The following is a 20,386-nucleotide window of genomic DNA, read 5'->3' on the forward strand; positions in this document are numbered from 1 at the left end:
GGAACTGTGAGCGACGTTCCAGCAACGGATCCAAGCTAGGAGAAACACAATGAGCTCAAGCACGACAGAGACCACCACCGCCGCCGATGAGACCGCCGCGTCGCTTCCGGAGCACGAGGTGAACCTGTCCGACGTCGCAGCGGGGAAGGTCCGCAGCCTCCTCGAGCAGGAAGGCCGCACGGATCTCCGGCTCCGTGTCGCAGTCCAGCCCGGCGGCTGCTCGGGGCTGATCTACCAGCTGTACTTTGACGAGCGGGTCCTTGACGGCGACGCCGTGCGCGACTTCGACGGCGTCGAAGTGATCGTTGACAAGATGAGCGTTCCGTACCTCTCCGGTGCCTCCATCGACTTCGAGGACACGATTTCGAAGCAGGGATTCACCATCGACAACCCGAACGCAGGCGGTTCCTGCGCCTGTGGAGACTCCTTCCACTAGCACGCGCCGGGGGCCCCGCGCGGCGGAGAAATCCGCGGCGCGGGGCCCCCGCGAATGTCACACGATGGCTTCGACTGCAGGTAAGCTCTACAGTGAGTAGTAAAACTGGATGGGCACCCCGGACTGCAGCAGACTGCGGGTGGCAACGCACGTAGAGAAGGAAGGTCCGTCTGTGAGTTTGCAGGGCCGAACCGGCGGCAATCGCGCCAGGGTCGCAAAGATTTCCAGCCTCGCGCTGGCCGGCGCAGTGTTGCTGTCCGGTTGTTCAACGGAAGTCCAGAGGGGCTGGCTGCCCTCAGACGCCGACACCACCAACCACACCGGCAAGATCATCGATCTGTGGGTCAACTCGTGGATCGCGGCGCTGGTCGTCGGCATCATCACCTGGGGCCTGATCATCTGGTGCATGGTCGCATACCGCCGCCGCCGCAACGACACCGGGTTCCCCCGCCAGCTCAGCTACAACCTGCCGCTCGAAATCTTCTATTTGACCATCCCGCTGTTCATGGTCCTCGTGTTCTTCTACTTCACCGAACGCGAGCAGCGCGCCATCGACACCCGCGTCGACGATCCCGACATCGTTGTCGACGTCCGCGGCAAGCAGTGGTCCTGGGACTTCAACTACGTCAACGAGAACCGGTACTCCACCGGAGTGCAGGTTGCACTCACCGGTGAGCCCGGCGTCGAGGAAGAACTTCCGACGCTCTACCTGCCCGTCAACCGGTCGGTTGAACTGCAGCTCACTTCCCGCGATGTGCAGCACTCCTTCTGGGTTCCGGCATTCCTGCAGAAGAGGGACCTCTACCCGGGACGCACCAACTACATCAACCTGACTCCCACCAAGGAGGGCACGTTTGATGGAAAGTGCGCCGAGCTGTGCGGCCAGTACCACTCCGAGATGCTCTTCAACGTGGAGGTCGTCTCGCAGGAGGAGTTCGACGCCCAGATGGCGACGCTCAACGAAGGACAACTCGGTGACGACTACGACCGTGACTCCTACCCGGATGCCGACCCCGACTTTGACCCTGCCAGGAGCAGCTGATGTCTACCTACGAATACACACTTGAGGAAGCGGGCACCACTGCTGCTCCGCGCGTTGTCCCGCGGACCAAGGGACGCATCGTCGTCAACTGGATCACCTCGACCGACCACAAGACGATCGGGTACATGTACCTGATCTCTTCGTTCGTCTTCTTCTGCCTGGCCGGCGTGATGGCGCTCGTCATCCGCGCCGAACTGTTCGAACCGGGAATGCAGATCCTGCAGACCAAAGAGCAGTACAACCAGCTGTTCACGATGCACGGCACGATCATGCTCCTCATGTTCGCGACGCCGCTGTTCGCCGGCTTCGCCAACGTGATCATGCCGCTGCAGATCGGGGCGCCCGACGTCGCCTTCCCCCGGCTGAATGCACTCGCCTTCTGGTTCTTCCTGTTCGGCAGCACCATCGCCGTCTCCGGCTTCATCACCCCGCAGGGCGCCGCCTCCTTCGGGTGGTTCGCCTACACGCCGCTGTCGAGCACCACGTTCTCGCCCGGCGTCGGTGGTGACCTCTGGGTCTTCGGCCTCGCGCTGTCCGGCTTCGGAACCATCCTCGGCTCGGTCAACTTCATCACCACGATCATCTGCATGCGCGCTCCCGGCATGACCATGTGGCGCATGCCGATCTTCACCTGGAACACCCTGGTGACGGCCCTCCTCGTGCTCATGGCGTTCCCGCCGCTTGCCGCCGCACTGTTCGCCCTCGGAGCGGACCGCCGCTTCGGCGCCCACATCTTCGACCCGGAAAACGGCGGCGCCATCCTCTGGCAGCACCTGTTCTGGTTCTTCGGCCACCCCGAGGTGTACATCATCGCGCTGCCGTTCTTCGGCATCGTCTCGGAGATCTTCCCGGTCTTCAGCCGCAAGCCGATCTTCGGTTACAAGGGCCTCGTCTACGCAACCATCGCCATCGCCGCACTTTCGGTGACGGTATGGGCGCACCACATGTACGTCACCGGCGCCGTGCTGCTGCCGTTCTTCGCCTTCACCACAATGCTGATCGCCGTTCCAACCGGCGTGAAGTTCTTCAACTGGATCGGCACCATGTGGCGGGGCTCAATCACCTTCGAAACGCCGATGCTGTGGAGCCTCGGCTTCCTCGTGACCTTCCTGTTCGGCGGGCTCACCGGCATCATCCTGGCTTCGCCGCCGCTCGACTTCCACGTCTCGGACACGTACTTCGTCGTCGCCCACTTCCACTACGTGGTCTTCGGCACCGTGGTGTTCGCGATGTTCGCCGGGTTCTACTTCTGGTGGCCCAAGTTCACCGGAAAGATGCTCAACGAGCGCCTGGGCAAGATCCACTTCTGGCTCCTGTTCCTCGGCTTCCACGGAACCTTCCTCATCCAGCACTGGCTCGGAGTGATCGGCATGCCCCGCCGGTACGCCGACTACCTTCCCGAGGACGCGTTCACCGAAATGAACCAGTTCTCAACCATCGCCTCCTTCGTCCTCGGCGCCTCCCTGATCCCGTTCTTCTGGAACGTCTACATCACCTGGCGCAGCGGCAAGAAGGTCGAGGTCGACGACCCGTGGGGCTTCGGCGCTTCGCTCGAGTGGGCAACTTCCTGCCCGCCGCCCCGCCACAACTTCACCTCGCTGCCGCGGATCCGTTCTGAGCGGCCGGCACTTGACCTGCACCACCCCGAGCTGCAGCAGCAGCACACCGACGAGTCGGCTGCCGGCAAGGTGCTCGGATCTGCCGCACGAGAGGACGCGAACCAGTGAAAATCGAGACACGATTCTTTGTCTTCCTGACGCCGTTCTTCCTGCTCGTTGCAACCGTCTACGGCTTCCTTGTCGAATGGGAGGAACCTGTCGGTTTCCTCGGGCTGTACCTGACGGCGGGCCTCTCGATCATGATCGGGTTCTACCTCGGGTTCACCGGCCGCAGGGTCGGCATGCGCCCCGAGGACCGGCTCGACGCCGAAATCCACGAGGGTTCGGGTGAGCAGGGGCACTTCAGCCCATGGAGCTGGTGGCCGCTGTTCCTCGGCATCTCCGCAGCCACCGGGTTCCTGGGGATGGCAGCCGGCTGGTGGATCCTGTACATCGGGCTCGGCCTCACCGTCATCGCCCTGGTGGGTTGGGTCTATGAGTACAGCCGCGGGGATCACGCCCACTGACCCACGCTCATCGCCCGCCCTACCCGGAAGGGGCCCGCACTTTGTGCGGGCCCCTTCTTTGCGTTCAGAGGAGATGACGGGGGAGTGCGGGTAGGTAGAATCGAAATGTTCGGCAGCCGCCGGTGGAGGCGGTGCGTTACAACGCGTGGAGAGGGCGGTTGGAGATGACGGCGACTGTTCCGGGCTTCCTGCCGGGGGGAGCGGCTCTCGATGACAGCTCGCCCGTTGCCAAGCATGTGCAGCTGCGGGAGATCCTCCGCGAGTACATCACCGAACACGCCCAGCCCGGCTCGGCAATACCATCCGAACGGCAGCTGTCCCAGCAGTTCGGCGTGGCCCGGATGACCGTCCGGCACGCGATCGACGCACTCGTGGCCGAGGACGTCCTCGAACGGATCGTCGGCCTCGGCACCTTCGTGGCGCACGCGAAGCTCGACCTGCAGATGAAGCTCACTTCCTACAGCGAGGAGATGCTGCGGCGGGGAATGGTGCCCGACGCGCACGTGCTCAGCTTTGAGCAGGTCGGTGCGACGCCGCTCGTGGCCCGTGAGCTCCAGCTCGAGATCGGCCAGCAGGTGGTGCGGTTCCGGCGCCAGCTCCTTGCCGACGGAGAGCCGATGAGCGTGGACGAGAACTTCATCCCCGCCCACCGGGTCCGCGGCATCCTTGATGACCCTCCGCCGACCTCGCTCTACAACGTGCTCAGCGAGAAGTACGGACTGGTGATGGAGTGGGGAGAGGACACCATCGAGGCCACCGCAGCGTCCCCGTCGATCGCACGCCTGCTCAACGTGGAGATGGGAGCGCCACTGCTCAAAATCCAGCGCCATGCCTACGTAGCGCGTTCAATGGTCGACTACTCCGTTTCCTACTACCGGGCCGATCGTTACAAGCTGTGGGTGCCCCTGCAGCGCCCGGGAATGCGCACTCCGCGGGCTTACACCTCCAAGCGCCTCGGATAGCCGCGGGGGCAAGCTCGGCCGGTGCCGGGCATCCAGCGACCCCAAGCGCCATGACCGGCCTAGGGCTTCGCCTTCAACTGCCGGTTCCTTGACCCGAGCGCTATGAGGAACACGGCGGCAAAAGCCAGAAGAGGCAGTGCAAGCGACAGGAGCGTGAAAGCCGTGCTGGTGTCACCGGCAGCCGCTGCCGCTCCGGCAATGCATCCGAGAGCGGTTCCGACCACGGCCGGTACAAGCGCGATCGCTTTCCAGGTTTTGGCATCACGGTCGCTCAGGTCAGCCACGCTGAAGCGGGCACCGCTTTCCGGCTCGTAGAGCTGGGCGACGAACAAACCGACGATGGCGGGAAACAACGGCAGGGCCCGGTTGCCGCCCGCACGCTCCGGGATAACCATCGCGGCGAGAATAGAAAGGATGATGAAGACTGATGAGAATCCAATAACCATCGCGTATTTCCATCGCCGGCGGGTCCGCACCAGCCTCTCGGCCCTGATCTTCCCGACGAGGACCAGAGCGCCCCAAACGACCAGGAGGGCGCACAGGAGACCGTGGAGGACCGCGTACCAGGGCCCTGGCGCGGTTCGCCCTATCGTGAGCAGGGAGATGGCGGCGAGGGCAATCACTACGAGACCGATTACGATCCGCAGCTTCCGCTCAACGTGTTCAGATGCCATGCGCCAAGTGCAACCGTCAGTCGTTGATAAGTCAACACTCGGAACCAACCGAGCAGCCGGCACGTGCGAGACCTTGTGCCGGCGGGTCGTGGGTGGCTGCCGACACGCCACTACAGATCCGGAACCGGCTTAAACGGGGAATGCCCGGACAGCCTGCGCTGTCCGGGCATTCCCTTTCGGTGTACCGTGCCTTTGCCTAGTGGCTGGCGATCGACTCCCGGTCCTGGGACTCGGCGATCTCGCCGTGGTGGCCGGCGTGAGCGGCGGTCAGCTCCGACGGTGTCACCGGAGCGACGCGGTCCTCGAAGAAGAACTTGGACGCCCGGCCGCGGAGCTTCTCCGAGCGGCTGATGTGGCCGTTGCCGTCCGCCTGCGCCGGAGTGACCTCAGGGGAGTTGAAGTTGACGAGCTTGTACCTGCGGTACTCGTCGACAGGCTCATGCACCTCGATGAACTCGCCGTGGGGCAGCCGGACAATTCGGCCGGTCTCGCGTCCGTGCAGGGCGATCTCGCGGTCCTTGCGCTGCAGCGCCAGGGCGATGCGGCGGGCGACGATGAAGCCGATGATCGGGCCGACGATGACCAGGAAGCGCAGCCAGTACAGCACGTCGTTCAGCGACACCAGGAAGTGGGTGGCGATGAGGTCCGAGCTTGCTGCGGCCCACATGACGCAGTAGAACACGACGCCGGCCACACCGACACCGGTGCGGGTCGGGGCGTTGCGCGGGCGGTCGAGCAGGTGGTGTTCGGTCTTGTCCTTCGTGACCCATGATTCGATCCAGGGCCAGGCGAGCATGAGGGTGAAGACGATGCCGGCCGGGACGAGCGCCGGGAAGAGCACGTTCATCGACAGCGTGTTGACGCCCCAAGGGAAGGGAATGTTCCACTCGAAGTCGAAGTTCTGCCCCAACGTTCCGGGCATGAGGCGGAGTGCGCCGTCGACCCAGCCGATGTACCAGTCGGGCTGGGTACCGGCTGACACGGGAGAGGGGTCGTAGGGGCCATAGTTCCAGATCGGGTTGATCGTGAAAGCCGCCGAGATTGCAGCAATCACGCCGAACACGATGAAGAAGAACCCGCCGGCCTTTGCGGCGTAGACAGGACCAACCGGGTAACCGACGACGTTGTTGTTCGTGCGGCCCGGGCCGGGGTACTGCGTGTGCTTGTGGGTGACCACCATGAAGAGGTGGACGGCGATCAGCAGCAGGATCACGGCGGGAACCAGCAGGATGTGCAGGACGTAGAGGCGCCCGATGATCGCGGTGCCCGGGAACTCACCGCCGAACAGGAAGAAGCTGATGTACGTACCGACGACCGGGATGGCCTTCACAACGCCGTCGATGATGCGCAGGCCGTTGCCGGAGAGCAGATCGTCGGGGAGCGAGTAGCCGGTGAAGCCGGCGGCAAGGCTCATGATCAGGAGCAGCGTGCCGACAACCCAGTTCAGTTCACGCGGGCGGCGGAACGCTCCGGTGAAGAAGACCCGCAGCATGTGGAACGCGTTCGATGCAACGAACAGCAGTGCCGCCCAGTGGTGGACCTGGCGCATGAACAGGCCGCCGCGGATGTCGAAGGAGATATCCAGCGATGACGAGTAGGCCACCGACATCTCCACGCCGCGCAGGGGCAGGTAGCTGCCGTCGTAGTGCGTCTCGGCCATCGACGGGTCGAAGAAGAACGTCAGGAACGTCCCCGAGAGCAGAAGGATGACGAAGCTGTAGAGGGCGACCTCACCGAACATGAACGTCCAGTGGTCGGGGAAGATCTTCCGCCCGAACTCCTTCACCATGCCGGCTCCACCGACCCGTGAGTCAACGAAGTTGGCGACCCGGCCGACCCGGGTCTTCGGCACGTAGCCGTGCGTCGCGGTTGAGCTGCTCATTGTCAGCCTCGCTCCCAGAAACTAGGTCCTACGGGTTCTTGGAAATCGCTTGTTGCGATGAGGTAGCCCTCGTCGTCGACGGCGATGGGTAGCTGGGGGAGCGCTCGTGCGGCCGGGCCAAAGATGACCTTGCATTCCTGCGTGAGGTCAAAGGTGGACTGATGGCACGGGCACAGCAGGTGGTGTGTCTGCTGTTCGTAAAGCGCTACCGGGCAGCCAACGTGGGTGCAGATCTTGGAGTACGCAACAATTCCGTCATATCCCCAGTCCTCGCGGCCTGCCGACGGATTGAGCTCTTCCGGATCCAGGCGCATCAGCAGGACGACTGCCTTCGCCTTCTCTTCGAGCTTGTTCTCGACTTCATTGAGGCCCTCGGGGATGACGTGGAAGGCCGAGCCCACCGTGACATCCGAAGCCTTGATGGGGGTGCCGCTGGGGTCGCGGGTCAGACGCATCCCGGCGTCCCACATGGTGTGCCGGAGGGCGTCACCGGGCAGCGGGCCGAGGTCCCTGAAGATGGCGATCGCCGGCAGGGGTGCCAGAATCGCCGCTCCGAGGAGCGTGTTGCGGATGAGCGGACGGCGCTTGATGCCGCTTTCGTCGAGGATTGTCCCGACGATCTGCTCGGCTTCGGCGCGGTCCTTTTCGGTGGTGATCTCGTGCCGGTCTTCGGTGAGCTCGTGATCGGGCATCAGGGTCTTTGCCCAGTGCACAACGCCGACGCCGATGCCCAGCATCGCGAACGCGGTGCCGAGGCCCAGCGTCAGGTTCTGAAGCCGCAGGCGTTCGATCGTGTCATTGAGCGGGATCAGGAAGTACCCGACGAAGAAGAGGAGGGTTCCGAGGACCGAAATGGTGAAGAGCAGGGCGACCTGCCGTTCGGCCCGCTTCGCGGCCCGAGGGTCGCGGTCCGCAAGGCGCGGACGGTGCGGAGGCAGGCCCGGGTCGGAGAACCTCTCGACGCCGTCCTGGCCCGGCGTAGCTACGGTGACCGACGTATCCGGGGCGCCGTGACTAGTGTCGGCCATGATCCCTCTCATCCTTCTTTAGATGCTTCATTCGCAATTCGTTATTCACTTCTGATTCCACCCGCGCCACTGGATCAGGATGACCGGGAGGTCAGCCAGACGGTGAAGGCAATGATGACGCCAAGTCCGGCCACCCAGATGAACAGCCCTTCGGAAACTGGGCCAAGCGAGCCGAGATCGGCTCCGCCGGGGGAGCCCTGATCCTCGATGGTCTTGAGGAAGGCGATGATGTCGCGCTTGTCCTCGGGTGAGACGTTTGCGTCGTTGAATACGGGCATGTTCTGCGGTCCGGTGACCATTGCCTCGTAGATGTGCTTCTCTTCGACGCCCTCGATCGAAGGTGCGAACTTGCCCCTGGTCAGGGCGCCGCCGGCAGCCGCTGCGTTGTGGCACATCGCGCAGTTCACCCGGAAGAGCTCGCCGCCCTTGGCGGAGTCTCCCTTGGAAGCGTCGAGGATTTCCTCGTCGGGAATGGAGGGGCCGGCACCCAGGGAAGCGACATAGGCGGCCATCTGGCGGACCTGCTCGTCGTTGAACTGGACCGGCTTGACCTGCGCCTGCGGCCCGTCCATCTGCATCGGCATCCGGCCGGTACCTACCTGGAAGTCAACCGAGGCCGCACCGACCCCGACCAGGGAGGGTGCCGCAGGGGATCCGGTGGCGCCGAGGCCGTGGCACGAGGCGCAGTTAGCGGCGAAGAGCTTCTCGCCTTCCTCAACGTCTGAGGCGCTGAACGAGGTGGTCTGGGCCTTTGCTTCGTTCGCCGAGCTGGCCACCGCGTAAATGCCGCCGGTGAGCAGCAGCGCCATCAGCAGCAGTGCGATCGCTGCTAGGGGGTGACGCCGCCTCTGGGATAGTGCCTTCACGCGATGGTTCCTGTCTTCTTTGCCATGGTTCCTGAGTCCCTGTTCGGATTCTACCTCTAGTAGAAAAGTCTACAGGAGCAACCTACTTGAGGAAGTAAATGATGATGAAAAGTCCGATCCAAACCACGTCGACGAAGTGCCAGTAGTAGGAGGTGACGATTGCGGAGGTCGCTTCGAAGTGTCCGAAGCGCTTCGCCGCGTATGCACGGCCGATGATGAGGAGGAAGGCGATCAGCCCGCCGAGTACGTGCAGGCCGTGGAAGCCGGTGGTGATGTAGAAGGACGAGCCGTAGGAGTTCGACGACAGTGCGACCCCTTCCGAGACCAGCTGCGCGTACTCGTATGCCTGGACGGCGACGAAGATCGACCCAAGGAGGAAGGTGAGGAGGAACCACTCCACCATTCCCCAACGGCCGAAGGCGAAGAGCCCGCCGGAGCGCCGCGGCTGAAGCCTCTCTGCGGCGAACACGCCGAACTGGCAGGTCACCGAACTCGACACCAGGATGATCGTGTTGATCAGCGCGAACGGAACGTTGAGCTTTTCCGTCTCGGCCGCCCACATGTCACCCGAGGTGGAGCGGAGCGTGAAGTACATGGCAAAGAGGCCGGCGAAGAACATCAATTCGCTCGACAGCCATACGACGGTTCCAACAGAAACCATGTTCGGGCGGTTGAGCGCGGGATGTGGGGCGGCGCTGGGGGCTTGGGTCGCAGATGTCACGGACTCATTATGTCTCTAAAACTCGCCACTTCACCAATGGCTTTGCGCTATCGGCGCGTCCCCAAACATGCTGGTGGGGCACCGATCCCAGTAAAGACGCGGAAGTCGAGTTGTACCGACTTTCTACAATTCGTAGATAACCTAGGGGTGTGACGACAATTCCCAGCCCCGGTGACGTCCGCACGACCTGGCCGTCGCTGTTTTCCGCATTGATTGCGGGCAGCGACCTAACGCGATTCCAGGCCCAGTGGGCGATGGACCAGATCATGTCCGGGGAGGCGACGCATGCGCAGATTGCAGGGTTCCTCCTGGGGCTTCGCGCCAAGGGTGAGTCGGTCGACGAGCTCGTCGGGCTCGTTGAGGCCATGCTGGAGCGCGCGCATCGGATCTCGGTTGCCGGACCGGCTCTTGACATCGTGGGCACCGGCGGGGACGGACTCAATACGGTAAACATCTCGACGATGTCGTCGCTGGTGGCCGTGGGTGCCGGCGCGAAGGTCGTCAAGCATGGCAACCGGGCGGCGTCGTCGGCGTCGGGCGCCGCCGATGTCATCGAGGCGCTCGGCGTCCGGCTTGATCTCACCCCCGGTGACGTTGCGCGCACCGCCGAAGCAGCGGGGATTACGTTCTGCTTCGCGCAGGTGTTCCACCCCTCGATGCGTCACGTCGCCGTGCCGCGGCGCGAACTCGGCGTGCCCACAGCATTCAACTTCCTTGGCCCGCTGAGCAACCCTGCCGGCGTCCAGGCACAGGCAGTGGGCTGCGCCGATGCGCGGATGGCGCCGCTGATGGCCGGGGTGCTTGCAGCCAGGGGCATCCGTGCACTTGTGTTCCGGGGCAGCGACGGCCGGGACAAGCTGACCACGAGCGGAGCTTCAACGATCTGGGAGGTGCGCGGCCGGCAGATTACCGAGCACACAGTGCACCCTGCCGACTTCGGCGTTTCCGAGAGCAGCGTTGATTCGCTGCGCGGCACCGATGCCGCGGGGAACGCCGCGATTGTGCGCAAACTCCTTGCGGGAGATGACGGCCCGGTGCGGGACGCCGTCGTGCTCAACGCGGCGGCGGGCCTTGTCGCCCTCGATGAGAGCCACGAGGCCCCGCTTGTCGAGAGGATCCGCTCCGCAATGGAACGTGCCCGCGCCTCTATTGACTCAGGGGCGGCGCGGGATGCGCTGGAGCGCTGGGTGGCAGTGAGCCGCTCGTTTTAGCGGCAGGCGTTCTCAGCTGTCGAAACCGAGTGAGAACGCAGCGTCAAGATCGTGCTTTGAATACGACCGGAAAGCGATGTGCGTTGTCGTGGATTCAACCCCGGCGACTTTCGACAGCCGATCGGCGATGACGTCGGCGAGGTCCTCGTGACGCGAAACCCTCGCCATTGCGATCAGATCCCACTCGCCGGTTACCGAGTAAACCTCACTGATGCCCTCAATTTCTGAAATTTCCTGGGCGCATTCCGGGATTCGTGCAGCGTCGGTTTGTATGAGAACAAATGCGGTGATCATTTCCGGCCTTTCGTGGATGGTGCTTCCTGTTCACCGTACCGCGGCGATGCCGTTGAAGGCGTTTTCCGGCGCCGGGCAACGATGCCCGCGACGAGCCGCGGTGCCAGCATGAGGATGCCGAGTACCAGGAACGTCACAATCTGAAAACTGAGGGCCACGCCGCCTCCGGTCGCTGCGCGGAGCAGGAGGCCTCCGCCCGCGGTGCCGATCCAGACCGCGAGGCCGGTGGGCCAGACCCGGCCGGGCAGGCGCCAGGCCCGGACGGCGGTCCAGGCGGCGAGGCAGGCGGCGAGGAAAGGGCCGGCTGTTGCAAGGATGCCGCCTGCTGTCAGTCCCGACGCATGGGTGGTGCGGCCCGAAGCTGCGAAGAGGAGGACGAGCACAAGGTCCGCGGCCAACCAGACGATCCAGGATGAGCGGTTCTCCGGGGTGTGGGTCTGGGCCATGCAACCAGAATAAGGGTTGAATGGCGGGGGAGCGGGGACTACGCTCGGCGCTACGCGCATCCAGTGCGGCGGCCCGGCGTCACGTCCTGAGAGGTTCAGCGATGAAAGGCATAATCCCCTGCTTGTGGTTCGACACCGAGGCAGAGGAAGCGGCGGAGTTTTACACGTCGATAGTTTCGAACTCACGGGTGCTCGGGGTGACCCGCTACGGGGAGGCCGGGCCGGGAACGCCGGGGCAGGCGATGACGGTCTCCTTTGAGCTCAACGGTCAGGAGTTTGTTGCCTTGAACGGCGGTCCGGTGTTCACGTTCAGTGAGGCCGTGTCCTTCCAGCTTGGATGCGAGACGCAGGAGGAAGTGGACCACTACTGGACCAGCCTTTCCGCCGGGGGCGCGGAACAGCAGTGCGGCTGGCTCAAGGACAAGTATGGGTTGTCGTGGCAGGTTGTCCCGACCGTCCTGCCGGAGCTTCTCGGGGGACCCGACCCTGAGGCTTCGGGACGTGCAGTGGCCGCGATGCTCGGGATGAAGAAGCTCGACATCGCGGAGTTGCAGCGCTCCTACGCCGGAGGGTGAACCTGAAGGGCCGAGCCGTTAACGGCGAAGGCGCCGGCCTTCCGGCCAGGCGCCAACGATCTCCCTGATGCGCTCTGCAAGCGGTGAGCGGGTTCAGCCCTCACATTCGGTGCAGAACTTGCTGCCGTTGTGCTCGCGTGCGAGCTGGCTGCGGTGATGAACGAGGAAACAGGACATACAGGTGAATTCATCGTTCTGCTCAGGCACCACCTGGATCAGCAGCTCCTCGTGGGACAGGTCAGCGCCGGGAAGGTCAAAACCTTCAGCCGTATCGCTGTCCTCGACATCAATGAGGGCCGTCTGGGTCGTAGCGCTGCGCTGGGCCTGAATCGCCTCAAGCGATTCATTGGCAGGCTGGTCTTCCTGGCTGACGCGCGGAGCGTCATAGTCGGTTGCCATTGGTTTGATCTCTCCTTCGGATGAACGCTGCAACAGCGTACACGTGCAACTCTCAACTTCCGGCACCGCCGATTGATTCCCGCGAAACGTTGACGAAATATGAATTAGGGGCTGTCAGCGCATGCGGCGGGCACGGGTTCAACCACCTGTTCGATCTGCCGGAGCACGGCGGCGGTGGGTGCCCCGGCGTCAACGCGGATGAAGCTCCCGTACTCGGGAAGTTCGCGGTATCCGTCGCGGTAGGCGCGCAGCCTCTCAAGCGTCTCGACGTCGGTGCCCCGCTCGGTGATGCGTGCGTATGCCTGGTCTATGGATACGTCGAAGTAAAGGACGGCGTCCGGTTGTGGCAGGTGCCGGATCAGCCAGGGGAGCAGCCATCCTCGCCGGATTCCCCGCGAATTGCGCAGCGCAAGCTGGCAGTAGAGGTGCCGGTCCATCACCACGAGCCCGTCGAACCGGACGGCTCGCAGGTAGGACGCCAGAACGTTGATGATCCGGACAGCTGTCTCGAGGCGGTCCATGACCGTTTCCGGGAGCTGCCAGCCGAGCCGGCGGCACCACGCTGTCAGTGTCCGCCTACCCGAGTAGTTGCCCAGCATCAACACCGGCCGCTGCGGCGGCGCGGTACTGACCAGCGCGCGGGCTGCCGTTGTCTTTCCCGCGCCGTCGATGCCGGTAAACACGAGGAGCATGATGTCCTTCCGAGGATTACCTGACATTATCCACGGCGAGTCTGACCCGGCCCTGGGAGCTGCGGTGGAGGTTGCTGCAAGCGTCCGACGCGGCACCGTTCAGGCCGGGAGGAATCGGAAGGTCCCGGCGACCGCATCGAAAAGAGCACGTCCTCCTCCAGGGTGAGGTTGGGGGACGGGCCGGTGATCAGGATGAACTCGTCGGCGGTTCCCGGAACCGGAACGAAGGTGTGGGAGACAACCACGCTGACGCTCTGGGCGTCGGTTGCCTGGACCTCCTCCTGACCGGTTACCCGTGTCGCGACCGGTCCGTCCTGCAGCTGCACAGCACGGACTGGGCGCCGGGGGGCGGATTGAGGATCGTCAGGCGGGACCGGGGCCGGGGCCGCGGCTCAGGAGATGGGCGGCATTGCCTCGGAGCGCAGCTTCGTACCGCGCCACTTCGGGTGTGTCGATTCTGTCGGCGGCAAGTTCCAGGAGCTCGGCAACGGCCTCGTCGCTCCGGGCGGCGGCATGGAGTGAGAGCGCCAGGAAAAGGCGCACCGCGTCCGACGCCGGGAACTGCGACCGCGCCCCGCGCAGTACGGCCAGCGAGTCATCGTGTGCACCGAGGATCCTCAGGGTGCTCCCGTACTGCAGCAGGCATTTCCTGAGGGTCTCGCCGGTGAGCCCGGAACTCAATGCCCGCTCGTAGTATCCGCGTGCTGTTTCTTCGAGTCCTGCGGTGTCATAGGCGCCTCCGACTTCGTAGAGGACCGTTGGGCTGGCCGGATGTTTCTCCAGGAGCCTGAGGAAATAGTCGATGGTGGGCAGCATGTTCGACCGGTCGCGCAGCGCATTACCGTGCCTGACGGCGGCCTCGATCTCCATCTCTTGGGACTGTTCCATGACCTGATCCTACTTGGGAACAGAAAACGCCCGAACGGTCGGTTGTGGTCTGATTGATGATTGTGAATCATTCCGAGCGGCTGCTGAAAGCCTATGACCGGCAACTGCGCACCGACGCGGAGACGCCCAGCGCGATAGCCGTCGCCCGCCTGGGCCCTTTGCGGCTGGTGACCTTTGCGGGTGGGCGAGGGTTCGTCACCTACCAGGACCTGGCCGGCGGAAGCGTGAAGACCATCGCCCGATGGGTGGTTGACACGCTCGCCCACTACTGTGAAGACCCGGAGATCACGAGGGTGGAGTGGAAGACCCGCGGCCATGACCACGCACCTGGGCTCAATGACGCGCTGGTGGCGAACGGCTTTATGCCGGACGACACCGAATCGATCATGATCGGACGCGCGGATGCGCTCTGTGTCGAAGTGCCGCTCCCGGCCGGGGTCTCCCTGCGCCAGGTCACCGGGGAATCCGACATCCGCGCGATGAGCGCCATGCAGGACGAGGTCTTCGGCGACAGGATCTCCGATGAGTCGGCACGGGCGCTGCTGCGCCGCACCGCCCTCAAGGACGGCATGGAACTGTGGATCGCCGAGCACCAGGGCCAGATCGTGAGCGCCGGCCGCCTCGAACCCGTAGCTGGAACCGACTTTGCCGGCATCTGGGGCGGGGCGACACGCAGGCAATGGCGGGGACGGGGCATCTATCGGGCTCTCACCGCAGCGCGGGCGCGGTCCGCACTCGCGATGGGAAAAACCCTCATCCACAGCGATTCCACCGAGTACTCACGGCCGATCCTCGAACGCTACGGATTGGTCAAGGTGTCAACTACAACGCCGTACCGCTGGCAACGGTGACCGGCTAGGAACCCACCAGGGGCATGGCGGCCGGCTCCAGGGTTGCCTCCTTGGCTGGGAAGGCCGGAGGATGCACGCCAGCCATTTCCTCCATGACCCGGACAACCTGGCAGCTGTAGCCGAACTCGTTGTCGTACCAGACATACAGGACGAGGAAGGTCTCATTGGAGATCGTTGCGAGACCGTCGACGATCCCGGCGCGGCGTGATCCGACGAAGTCGGTTGAGACGACCTCGGGGGAGGCGATGTAGTCGATCTGCTTGCGCAGGTCGGAGTGAAGCGACATGCCGCGCAGGTAGGCGTTCACCTCGTCCTTCGTCGTGCCTTCGCGCAGGGTAAGGTTCAGGATCGCGATCGACACGTCGGGGGTGGGGACGCGGATCGAGCTGCCGGTCAGCTTCCCTTCGAGCTCGGGCAGCGCCTTGGCCACGGCCTTGGCCGCTCCTGTCTCGGTCAGCACCATGTTCAGGGCCGCCGAGCGTCCCCGCCGGTCACCACGGTGGAAGTTGTCGATGAGATTCTGATCGTTGGTGAACGAATGCACGGTCTCCACGTGGCCGTGCACCACTCCGAAGCGGTCGTTGATTGCCTTCAGGACGGGCGTGATTGCGTTCGTCGTGCACGACGCCGCCGTGATGATGGTATCGTCGTCGCTGATGGTGCCGTGGTTGATGCCGTGGACGATGTTCTTCAAGGCGCCCTTGCCCGGGGCGGTGAGCAGGACCTTCGCCACGCCCTTGCTGCGCAGGTGCTGGGAAAGGCCGTCGGCGTCGCGCCAGCGCCCGGTGTTGTCGACGACGAGGGCGTCGCGAATGCCGTATTGGGTGTAATCGATGGTCGAGGGATCGTTAGAGTAGATCACCTGGATGGGGATCCCGTTCGCGGTAATGATCTCCGCCTGCTCATCCACCTGGATGGTCCCCTCGAAGGACCCATGCACGGAGTCGCGACGCAGCAGGCTTGCCCGCTTGACGAGGTCGTTGTCGGACCCGCGGCGGACCACAACCGCCCGCAGGCGCAGGCCGTGCCCGCCGCCGGCCTTCTCGATGAGCAGGCGGGCGAGGAGGCGGCCGATGCGCCCGAAGCCGTAGAGGACGACGTCGGTGCTCGTCCTCTCGTCGCGCCCGCCCTTCCCCACGACGTCGGCGAGCTCGTCCCGAAGGAATGCCTCGAGCGTGCGGCCGTCGGCCTCGCGGTCGAACTTTAGGCGCAACCGGGCGATGTCGATCGCCGCCGCGCCGAGGTCGAGGCCGGAGAGGATCTCGAGCAGGGGAGCGGTGTCCTCCAACCGGAGTTCCTCGTTGCTGATGCGACGGGCAAAACGGTGCGCCTTGAGGATGTTCATCGTCGACTTATTGATGAGGCTGCGCCCGTGAATGCTCGTGACAACGTTGTTCTCGCGGTACAGGCGGCCGATCACCGGAATCATCGCCTCGGCGAGCGCCTCGCGGCTCATCCAGGTCTCGCGGCTCGTGGTCGGGTCGTGATGCGTCAACTGCGTCCCTCACTGCGCCGGGTCTACCGGCACGGAATCATCCAGCCGGATGCGACGCAGGGATAGCGCCAGGCAACATTGACTGGTCGGTTACCCCTATTAGACCGCCTTTCCTGCGTGTCGGACAACTCCGTTCCCGGTAAGGACCACCAAGGACTGTCGGCGCGGCCGGTCAGCTGCTCCGGAGGCCTTTGATGCGGTCCCTTCGGTCAGTTCGTACGCGAGGCCAGCCCCCGGTGCGGGGTCCAGCCGACGGGAAGTGGTCCGCGGATGTCCGCCCTGCGCCGATCGGCGTCTGCCGCCCAGCCCTGGGCGGCTTGCGCGCCGGGTTCACCAACCGACCCACGGGCCACCCTGAATCCGACATCCTCAAGTACCGCGCCGGGTGCACTGCCGCGGCGCACCGACGCCCGGCAGCTCCAGGGCTGATCGGCCCACCCTCCGCCGCGGATACTCCGGTAATCCCCATACCGGGCGGTATCGGCGTAGTCCCAGCACCACTCCCACACATTGCCGATCATGTCGAACAGGCCGAAAGCGTTCGGAGCCTTGAGCGCCACCGCCCGGGGACCGTCGACCTGATCCTCAGCCGTCCACGCGATCTCCGACAGCGCGCCGTAGGTAGGGGTACGCGTTCCCGCGCGGCAGGACCACTCCCACTCCGCTTCGGTTGGAAGCCGAAAGCCGTCGGCGCTGACATCCCACGTAACGTCCCGGTCGCGGATCGCGTACGCCGGAACCATGCCGGCCGAGGCGGACATGTCATTGCACCACCGGACAGCTTCAAACCACGTCACGGGGTGGGCAGGCACATTCACCGGGAAGGGCGGGGTGCTTCGGGTCTCCGCAGCCGCTGGCCAGACGGCCCATGTGACCTCCGTCCGCCCGAGCTCGAACGGAATCAGAGTGACGTCGCGGATTGAACCGGACCGCGCGTCCCGCAGTTCAAGAGATCCCCCAGGAATCACTGCCATTGAGAAGGTCACGGCCGGCGCGGAGACTCGGGCTGGCCATGCCCCACGATACGGAGCTGAATCAGGGCGAGGTCGAGGATCGGGGTCGGCACCCACAGCTGACGGGCACGGGCGGCGAAGTCCCCCACGAGATGCTCCGTTTCTCCGGCATGCCCGGCGCTGACGTCGCGGTACAGGGACGAGGTGAATACCGATCCCCGCTCCGTGAGCATGCCGATGGTCGCCTGGTGCTCGTTCTCGGGCACGGGAAATCCCGCAGCAGCAGCAACGGCCTCGCACTCGCCAACGATCTTGAGAATTGACTCCTCGCCGCCGGGAACCGAAAGAATCCCACCGATGGTGCTGCGGAAGAGGCAGGTTGCCACACCGGAGGCGACGATGAACGCCCATTTGTGCCACATTGATGCCGTGATGTCATCGGCCAGTGTGGTCTCGATACCCGGCACGGTCAGGGTGTCCAGGGCTTCGACGGCCCGCGCTGTTCGCTCGCCCGAGAGTTCGCCAAGGGCCAGGGTGTTGATGGGCTTGAACTGCACGATTCGCCCGGACTCATCGACGGTGCTGACAACCCGGACGATCCCGCCCAGGACCTGGCCGGGGAAACGGCGCTCCAGTTCATCCATGTGCGCCATGCCGTTCAGGAAGGGTAGGACGAGCGTTTCGCTCGTCACGGCTCTGCCGATGCCCTCAAGAGCCGCGGTGAGCGCGGCGGCCTTCACCGCGACAAGGATCAGGTCGAAGGGAGCGTCAAGCTGGTCGGCCGTGATGACCGGCGGGTGCAGGGTCACAGCACGGTCCGGGTCGACCACGGTCAGGCCGTGCTCCTTCAGTTGTGCTGCCCGGCCGGGCCGGGCAAGAAAAGTAGTGTCGCGGCCCGCCTCGACGAGCCGGCCCCCGAAGTAACCTCCGGTGGCTCCGGGGCCGATGACGAGAATTCGCAAAGTGGATACCTAACCGTTCGAGCAGTCGCTGGGTTCTCGTTCCAACCCTAGGCCTCAAGTCGCTTGAGAACGATCTGCTTGCTTTTTCAATTGAATATCAATAGTTTTGCACTGACATTCGGTTAAGGGAGATGAAATGGGAAAACTGACAGTCATCGCGCTGCGCATAGTCCTCGTGATGATGTTCGCCGGTGCGTTGTTCGTACAAGTTATGATGGTGCCTCTGCTGGGGGTTGACCTGGGCGAGGCGGATCCGGACGTCGCGGCAATCCGTACCCCGCTCGTTGTCCTCACCGTTCTGGGCATCCTCGCGATTCAGGCGGCGATGGTCTGTGTGTGGGGACTCCTGACGATGGTGCGCCGGGGGACCGTGTTTTCGACCGATGCCTTCCGACTCGTTGACGTCGTGATCGGCGCTTTTGCGGCGGCGTCCCTGCTGACATTCGGGTTGGGGGTCGCACTCGCTCCCGGGGAGGCCGTCGCTCCGGGCGTCGTCCTGCTGGTCGGGGGAGTAGCGGTGATGATCGCCGCGGTGGCCCTGATCGTCCTGGTGCTGCGGGCGTTGCTCGCGCAGGCGGTAGCCCGCGACGTCGAGGCGCGGAACCTCCGCACGGAGTTGGACGAGGTGATTTGATGCCGATCGTTGTGCGCATCGACGTTGAGTTGGCCAAGCGGAAGATGAGTGTTGGGGAGTTCGCCGACCGCATCGGGCTGACGCCGGCGAACGTGGCGGTGTTGAAAAACGGCCGCGCCAAAGCCGTCCGATTCACTACGCTGGAGGCCATGTGCAGGGTTCTTGGTTGTCAGCCCGGTGATCTGCTGGAGTGGGTCGATGACCTGGACGAGCATGCCGGTCCCGGTCATGCGGAGCGCCCGGCCACGGTGCGGGGGCCGGGAGGCGGGCAAGGCCAATGACGGACGTTGGAGGGCGCGCAAGGCGCTATGGTGATGTGCCGGCTGCGGATGACATGCTGCCACCCACGCGCGTTGACCCAGTGGCAATCAGGCGGAACTGATGCCGGCGCTGAAGGCATTCATGCCTCCACGTCCGCCGGCAGGACAAAGCGGCGACCCCGGCATTTTCGGCCCGGCGTCGGCGGCGTGGCGTATCGGGCGTGAGCGCATTCTCCTCGCGGCGGGTCCAGCCGCCCTGCTGCTCCAGGTAGCCCACCCACTCGTCGCCGAAGGCGTGCGGGCGCACAGCAATTTCGCGACCGACCCCCTGCGCCGGCTCCGCGGCACGCTTGACGCCGTCCTGCACGTCACGTTCGGCGACCATGCCCAGGTTCATGCCGCCGCAACTCGCGTCGGACGCCGGCATCGGCGCGTCCGGGGCACCCTACCTGCCGCAACCGGCCCGATACCGGCGGGAACGTCGTACCGTGCTGACGATCCCGAGCTCGCACTCTGGGTCTTCGCGACCCTGGTGTGGACGTCGATCGCCGTCACCGACAAGTTCGTCCGCTCGATCCCGCCGGCGGAATGCGACGAGTACTACCGGGACATGACCCGGATGGCTGACCGCTTCGGGGTCCCGGCATCGATTCTGCCCGACGGATATCCCGGATTGGAACGCTACATGGACGACCAGATCCGCGGCGGGCTCACCGTCGGTGCGACCGCCGCGCTGCTGGCAAAGCAGATCCTGTCTCCCACTCCGCCGATCCTGACCCCGCTCGCCCGTCCCTTTCCCGCGCTGCTCGCAGCCGGCCTCCTTCCACCGGCGGTGCGGGATGGTTACGGGCTCTCCTGGCGACGCCGGGATCAGGCAGCCTTTGGCGCGGCCCGACTGGCAACCCGCAACGCACTGCCTTTGCTGCCGGCCCGGCCTCGGTACTGGCCCCACTACCTCGTCGCCTTGAACCGCGTCCGGGCGTAATGCGG

General features: G+C 64.6%; 24 protein-coding genes. 11 read left to right on the forward strand and 13 right to left on the reverse strand.

All coding sequences use genetic code 11. The features are described 5' to 3' along the window. Nucleotides 1–49: 49 nt before the first annotated feature. From AC4D2R_RS08555 to AC4D2R_RS08575, 5 genes are all read left to right on the forward strand, one after another. Nucleotides 50–436, forward strand: coding sequence for a HesB/IscA family protein (locus AC4D2R_RS08555; protein WP_490939302.1), 387 nt, complete (start codon nt 50–52; stop codon nt 434–436). Nucleotides 437–608: 172 nt separating this feature from the next. Beyond that, complete coding sequence (gene ctaC, locus AC4D2R_RS08560; protein ID WP_490939304.1) at nt 609–1,478, forward strand: aa3-type cytochrome oxidase subunit II; 870 nt, start codon at nt 609–611, stop codon at nt 1,476–1,478. Then, nucleotides 1,478–3,205, forward strand: a complete 1,728-nt coding sequence (gene ctaD, locus AC4D2R_RS08565) for an aa3-type cytochrome oxidase subunit I (protein ID WP_490939306.1) — start codon at nt 1,478–1,480, stop codon at nt 3,203–3,205. The genes ctaC and ctaD overlap by 1 nt, the downstream gene beginning before the upstream one ends. Beyond that, nucleotides 3,202–3,603 carry a cytochrome c oxidase subunit 4 gene (locus AC4D2R_RS08570; protein ID WP_490939308.1) on the forward strand — a complete coding sequence of 134 codons (402 nt, stop codon included), beginning with the start codon at nt 3,202–3,204 and terminating at the stop codon, nt 3,601–3,603. Before ctaD ends, AC4D2R_RS08570 begins: the two co-directional genes overlap by 4 nt. A 164-nt stretch (nt 3,604–3,767) precedes the next feature. Then, nucleotides 3,768–4,565: a GntR family transcriptional regulator gene (locus AC4D2R_RS08575; protein WP_490900213.1), complete on the forward strand. Its 798-nt coding sequence runs from the start codon at nt 3,768–3,770 to the stop codon at nt 4,563–4,565. Nucleotides 4,566–4,624: 59 nt separating this feature from the next. Here the strand turns inward: AC4D2R_RS08575 and AC4D2R_RS08580 are convergent, their stop codons facing one another. The 5 genes from AC4D2R_RS08580 to ctaE all read right to left on the reverse strand — a co-directional run bounded on the left by AC4D2R_RS08580 (nt 4,625) and on the right by ctaE (nt 9,736). Beyond that, nucleotides 4,625–5,239, reverse strand: coding sequence for a hypothetical protein (locus tag AC4D2R_RS08580; protein ID WP_490939310.1), 615 nt, complete (start codon nt 5,237–5,239; stop codon nt 4,625–4,627). Between the two features lie 196 nt (nt 5,240–5,435). Next, nucleotides 5,436–7,121 (reverse strand): cytochrome bc1 complex cytochrome b subunit, encoded by a 1,686-nt coding sequence (qcrB, locus tag AC4D2R_RS08585; RefSeq protein WP_490939312.1) that lies wholly within the window; start codon nt 7,119–7,121, stop codon nt 5,436–5,438. A gap of 2 nt (nt 7,122–7,123) precedes the next feature. Then, nucleotides 7,124–8,149 (reverse strand): cytochrome bc1 complex Rieske iron-sulfur subunit, encoded by a 1,026-nt coding sequence (gene qcrA / locus AC4D2R_RS08590; RefSeq protein ID WP_490939314.1) that lies wholly within the window; start codon nt 8,147–8,149, stop codon nt 7,124–7,126. 74 nt (nt 8,150–8,223) lie between these two features. Continuing rightward, complete coding sequence (gene qcrC, locus AC4D2R_RS08595; protein ID WP_490900217.1) at nt 8,224–9,015, reverse strand: cytochrome bc1 complex diheme cytochrome c subunit; 792 nt, start codon at nt 9,013–9,015, stop codon at nt 8,224–8,226. An 82-nt stretch (nt 9,016–9,097) separates the two neighbouring features. After that, on the reverse strand, nt 9,098–9,736 hold the full coding sequence (ctaE, locus tag AC4D2R_RS08600) for an aa3-type cytochrome oxidase subunit III (protein WP_490900218.1): 639 nt from the start codon (nt 9,734–9,736) through the stop codon (nt 9,098–9,100). 149 nt (nt 9,737–9,885) lie between these two features. Between ctaE and trpD the strand changes: the two genes are divergently transcribed. Then, nucleotides 9,886–10,947, forward strand: a complete 1,062-nt coding sequence (gene trpD / locus AC4D2R_RS08605; RefSeq protein WP_490939316.1) for an anthranilate phosphoribosyltransferase — start codon at nt 9,886–9,888, stop codon at nt 10,945–10,947. A 12-nt stretch (nt 10,948–10,959) separates the two neighbouring features. Here the strand turns inward: trpD and AC4D2R_RS08610 are convergent, their stop codons facing one another. Together AC4D2R_RS08610 and AC4D2R_RS08615 are read right to left on the reverse strand one after the other, a co-directional pair. Beyond that, nucleotides 10,960–11,241 (reverse strand): Lrp/AsnC family transcriptional regulator, encoded by a 282-nt coding sequence (locus tag AC4D2R_RS08610; protein WP_490900220.1) that lies wholly within the window; start codon nt 11,239–11,241, stop codon nt 10,960–10,962. Then, entirely contained in the window at nt 11,238–11,687 is a 450-nt protein-coding gene (locus tag AC4D2R_RS08615) for a DUF3054 domain-containing protein (RefSeq protein WP_490939318.1), read from the reverse strand. Before AC4D2R_RS08615 ends, AC4D2R_RS08610 begins: the two co-directional genes overlap by 4 nt. A gap of 101 nt (nt 11,688–11,788) precedes the next feature. Here AC4D2R_RS08615 and AC4D2R_RS08620 point away from each other — a divergent pair, with 101 nt between their 5' ends. Beyond that, nucleotides 11,789–12,262 (forward strand): VOC family protein, encoded by a 474-nt coding sequence (locus tag AC4D2R_RS08620; RefSeq protein ID WP_490939320.1) that lies wholly within the window; start codon nt 11,789–11,791, stop codon nt 12,260–12,262. A 93-nt stretch (nt 12,263–12,355) separates the two neighbouring features. On the opposite strand, the gene AC4D2R_RS08625 is transcribed toward AC4D2R_RS08620, so the two are convergent. From AC4D2R_RS08625 to AC4D2R_RS08635, 3 genes are all read right to left on the reverse strand, one after another. Then, nucleotides 12,356–12,661 carry a DUF4193 domain-containing protein gene (locus AC4D2R_RS08625; RefSeq protein WP_490900223.1) on the reverse strand — a complete coding sequence of 102 codons (306 nt, stop codon included), beginning with the start codon at nt 12,659–12,661 and terminating at the stop codon, nt 12,356–12,358. Between the two features lie 104 nt (nt 12,662–12,765). Next, nucleotides 12,766–13,380 (reverse strand): nucleoside/nucleotide kinase family protein, encoded by a 615-nt coding sequence (locus tag AC4D2R_RS08630; protein WP_490939322.1) that lies wholly within the window; start codon nt 13,378–13,380, stop codon nt 12,766–12,768. Between the two features lie 336 nt (nt 13,381–13,716). Beyond that, complete coding sequence (locus AC4D2R_RS08635) at nt 13,717–14,241, reverse strand: tetratricopeptide repeat protein (RefSeq protein ID WP_490939324.1); 525 nt, start codon at nt 14,239–14,241, stop codon at nt 13,717–13,719. A gap of 56 nt (nt 14,242–14,297) precedes the next feature. On the opposite strand from AC4D2R_RS08635, the gene AC4D2R_RS08640 reads away from it, so the two are divergent. After that, a complete protein-coding gene (locus tag AC4D2R_RS08640; RefSeq protein ID WP_490939326.1) occupies nt 14,298–15,092 on the forward strand; it encodes a GNAT family N-acetyltransferase in 795 nt (264 codons plus the stop codon). Between the two features lie 4 nt (nt 15,093–15,096). Here AC4D2R_RS08640 and AC4D2R_RS08645 read toward each other — a convergent pair whose 3' ends face one another. The 3 genes from AC4D2R_RS08645 to AC4D2R_RS08655 all read right to left on the reverse strand — a co-directional run bounded on the left by AC4D2R_RS08645 (nt 15,097) and on the right by AC4D2R_RS08655 (nt 18,502). Further along, nucleotides 15,097–16,587 (reverse strand): glyceraldehyde-3-phosphate dehydrogenase, encoded by a 1,491-nt coding sequence (locus AC4D2R_RS08645; RefSeq protein ID WP_490939328.1) that lies wholly within the window; start codon nt 16,585–16,587, stop codon nt 15,097–15,099. 209 nt (nt 16,588–16,796) lie between these two features. Continuing rightward, entirely contained in the window at nt 16,797–17,561 is a 765-nt protein-coding gene (locus AC4D2R_RS08650; RefSeq protein ID WP_490939330.1) for a formylglycine-generating enzyme family protein, read from the reverse strand. A gap of 8 nt (nt 17,562–17,569) precedes the next feature. Continuing rightward, a complete protein-coding gene (locus AC4D2R_RS08655; RefSeq protein WP_490939332.1) occupies nt 17,570–18,502 on the reverse strand; it encodes a ketopantoate reductase family protein in 933 nt (310 codons plus the stop codon). 136 nt (nt 18,503–18,638) lie between these two features. Between AC4D2R_RS08655 and AC4D2R_RS08660 the strand changes: the two genes are divergently transcribed. The 3 genes from AC4D2R_RS08660 to AC4D2R_RS08670 all read left to right on the forward strand — a co-directional run bounded on the left by AC4D2R_RS08660 (nt 18,639) and on the right by AC4D2R_RS08670 (nt 20,381). Beyond that, nucleotides 18,639–19,136, forward strand: coding sequence for a DUF2975 domain-containing protein (locus AC4D2R_RS08660; RefSeq protein ID WP_490939334.1), 498 nt, complete (start codon nt 18,639–18,641; stop codon nt 19,134–19,136). Beyond that, on the forward strand, nt 19,136–19,417 hold the full coding sequence (locus AC4D2R_RS08665; RefSeq protein WP_490939336.1) for a helix-turn-helix domain-containing protein: 282 nt from the start codon (nt 19,136–19,138) through the stop codon (nt 19,415–19,417). Before AC4D2R_RS08660 ends, AC4D2R_RS08665 begins: the two co-directional genes overlap by 1 nt. 121 nt (nt 19,418–19,538) lie before the next feature. Continuing rightward, nucleotides 19,539–20,381, forward strand: coding sequence for an oxygenase MpaB family protein (locus tag AC4D2R_RS08670; protein WP_490939338.1), 843 nt, complete (start codon nt 19,539–19,541; stop codon nt 20,379–20,381). Nucleotides 20,382–20,386 lie beyond the last annotated feature (5 nt).

The sequence above is a fragment of the Arthrobacter sp. TJ-217 genome, from assembly GCF_058269255.1.

Coding starts and splice junctions, on each gene's coding strand:
- AC4D2R_RS08555 (WP_490939302.1), top strand. CDS start 50: ATGAGCTCAAGCACGACAGAGACCACCACCGCCGCCGATGAGACCGCC.
- ctaD (WP_490939306.1), top strand. CDS start 1,478: ATGTCTACCTACGAATACACACTTGAGGAAGCGGGCACCACTGCTGCT.
- AC4D2R_RS08575 (WP_490900213.1), top strand. CDS start 3,768: ATGACGGCGACTGTTCCGGGCTTCCTGCCGGGGGGAGCGGCTCTCGAT.
- AC4D2R_RS08580 (WP_490939310.1), bottom strand. CDS start 5,239: ATGGCATCTGAACACGTTGAGCGGAAGCTGCGGATCGTAATCGGTCTC.
- qcrB (WP_490939312.1), bottom strand. CDS start 7,121: ATGAGCAGCTCAACCGCGACGCACGGCTACGTGCCGAAGACCCGGGTC.
- qcrA (WP_490939314.1), bottom strand. CDS start 8,149: ATGGCCGACACTAGTCACGGCGCCCCGGATACGTCGGTCACCGTAGCT.
- AC4D2R_RS08610 (WP_490900220.1), bottom strand. CDS start 11,241: ATGATCACCGCATTTGTTCTCATACAAACCGACGCTGCACGAATCCCG.
- AC4D2R_RS08615 (WP_490939318.1), bottom strand. CDS start 11,687: ATGGCCCAGACCCACACCCCGGAGAACCGCTCATCCTGGATCGTCTGG.
- AC4D2R_RS08620 (WP_490939320.1), top strand. CDS start 11,789: ATGAAAGGCATAATCCCCTGCTTGTGGTTCGACACCGAGGCAGAGGAA.
- AC4D2R_RS08625 (WP_490900223.1), bottom strand. CDS start 12,661: ATGGCAACCGACTATGACGCTCCGCGCGTCAGCCAGGAAGACCAGCCT.
- AC4D2R_RS08630 (WP_490939322.1), bottom strand. CDS start 13,380: ATGTCAGGTAATCCTCGGAAGGACATCATGCTCCTCGTGTTTACCGGC.
- AC4D2R_RS08635 (WP_490939324.1), bottom strand. CDS start 14,241: ATGGAACAGTCCCAAGAGATGGAGATCGAGGCCGCCGTCAGGCACGGT.
- AC4D2R_RS08640 (WP_490939326.1), top strand. CDS start 14,298: ATGATTGTGAATCATTCCGAGCGGCTGCTGAAAGCCTATGACCGGCAA.
- AC4D2R_RS08650 (WP_490939330.1), bottom strand. CDS start 17,561: ATGGCAGTGATTCCTGGGGGATCTCTTGAACTGCGGGACGCGCGGTCC.
- AC4D2R_RS08660 (WP_490939334.1), top strand. CDS start 18,639: ATGGGAAAACTGACAGTCATCGCGCTGCGCATAGTCCTCGTGATGATG.
- AC4D2R_RS08665 (WP_490939336.1), top strand. CDS start 19,136: ATGCCGATCGTTGTGCGCATCGACGTTGAGTTGGCCAAGCGGAAGATG.
- AC4D2R_RS08670 (WP_490939338.1), top strand. CDS start 19,539: ATGCCTCCACGTCCGCCGGCAGGACAAAGCGGCGACCCCGGCATTTTC.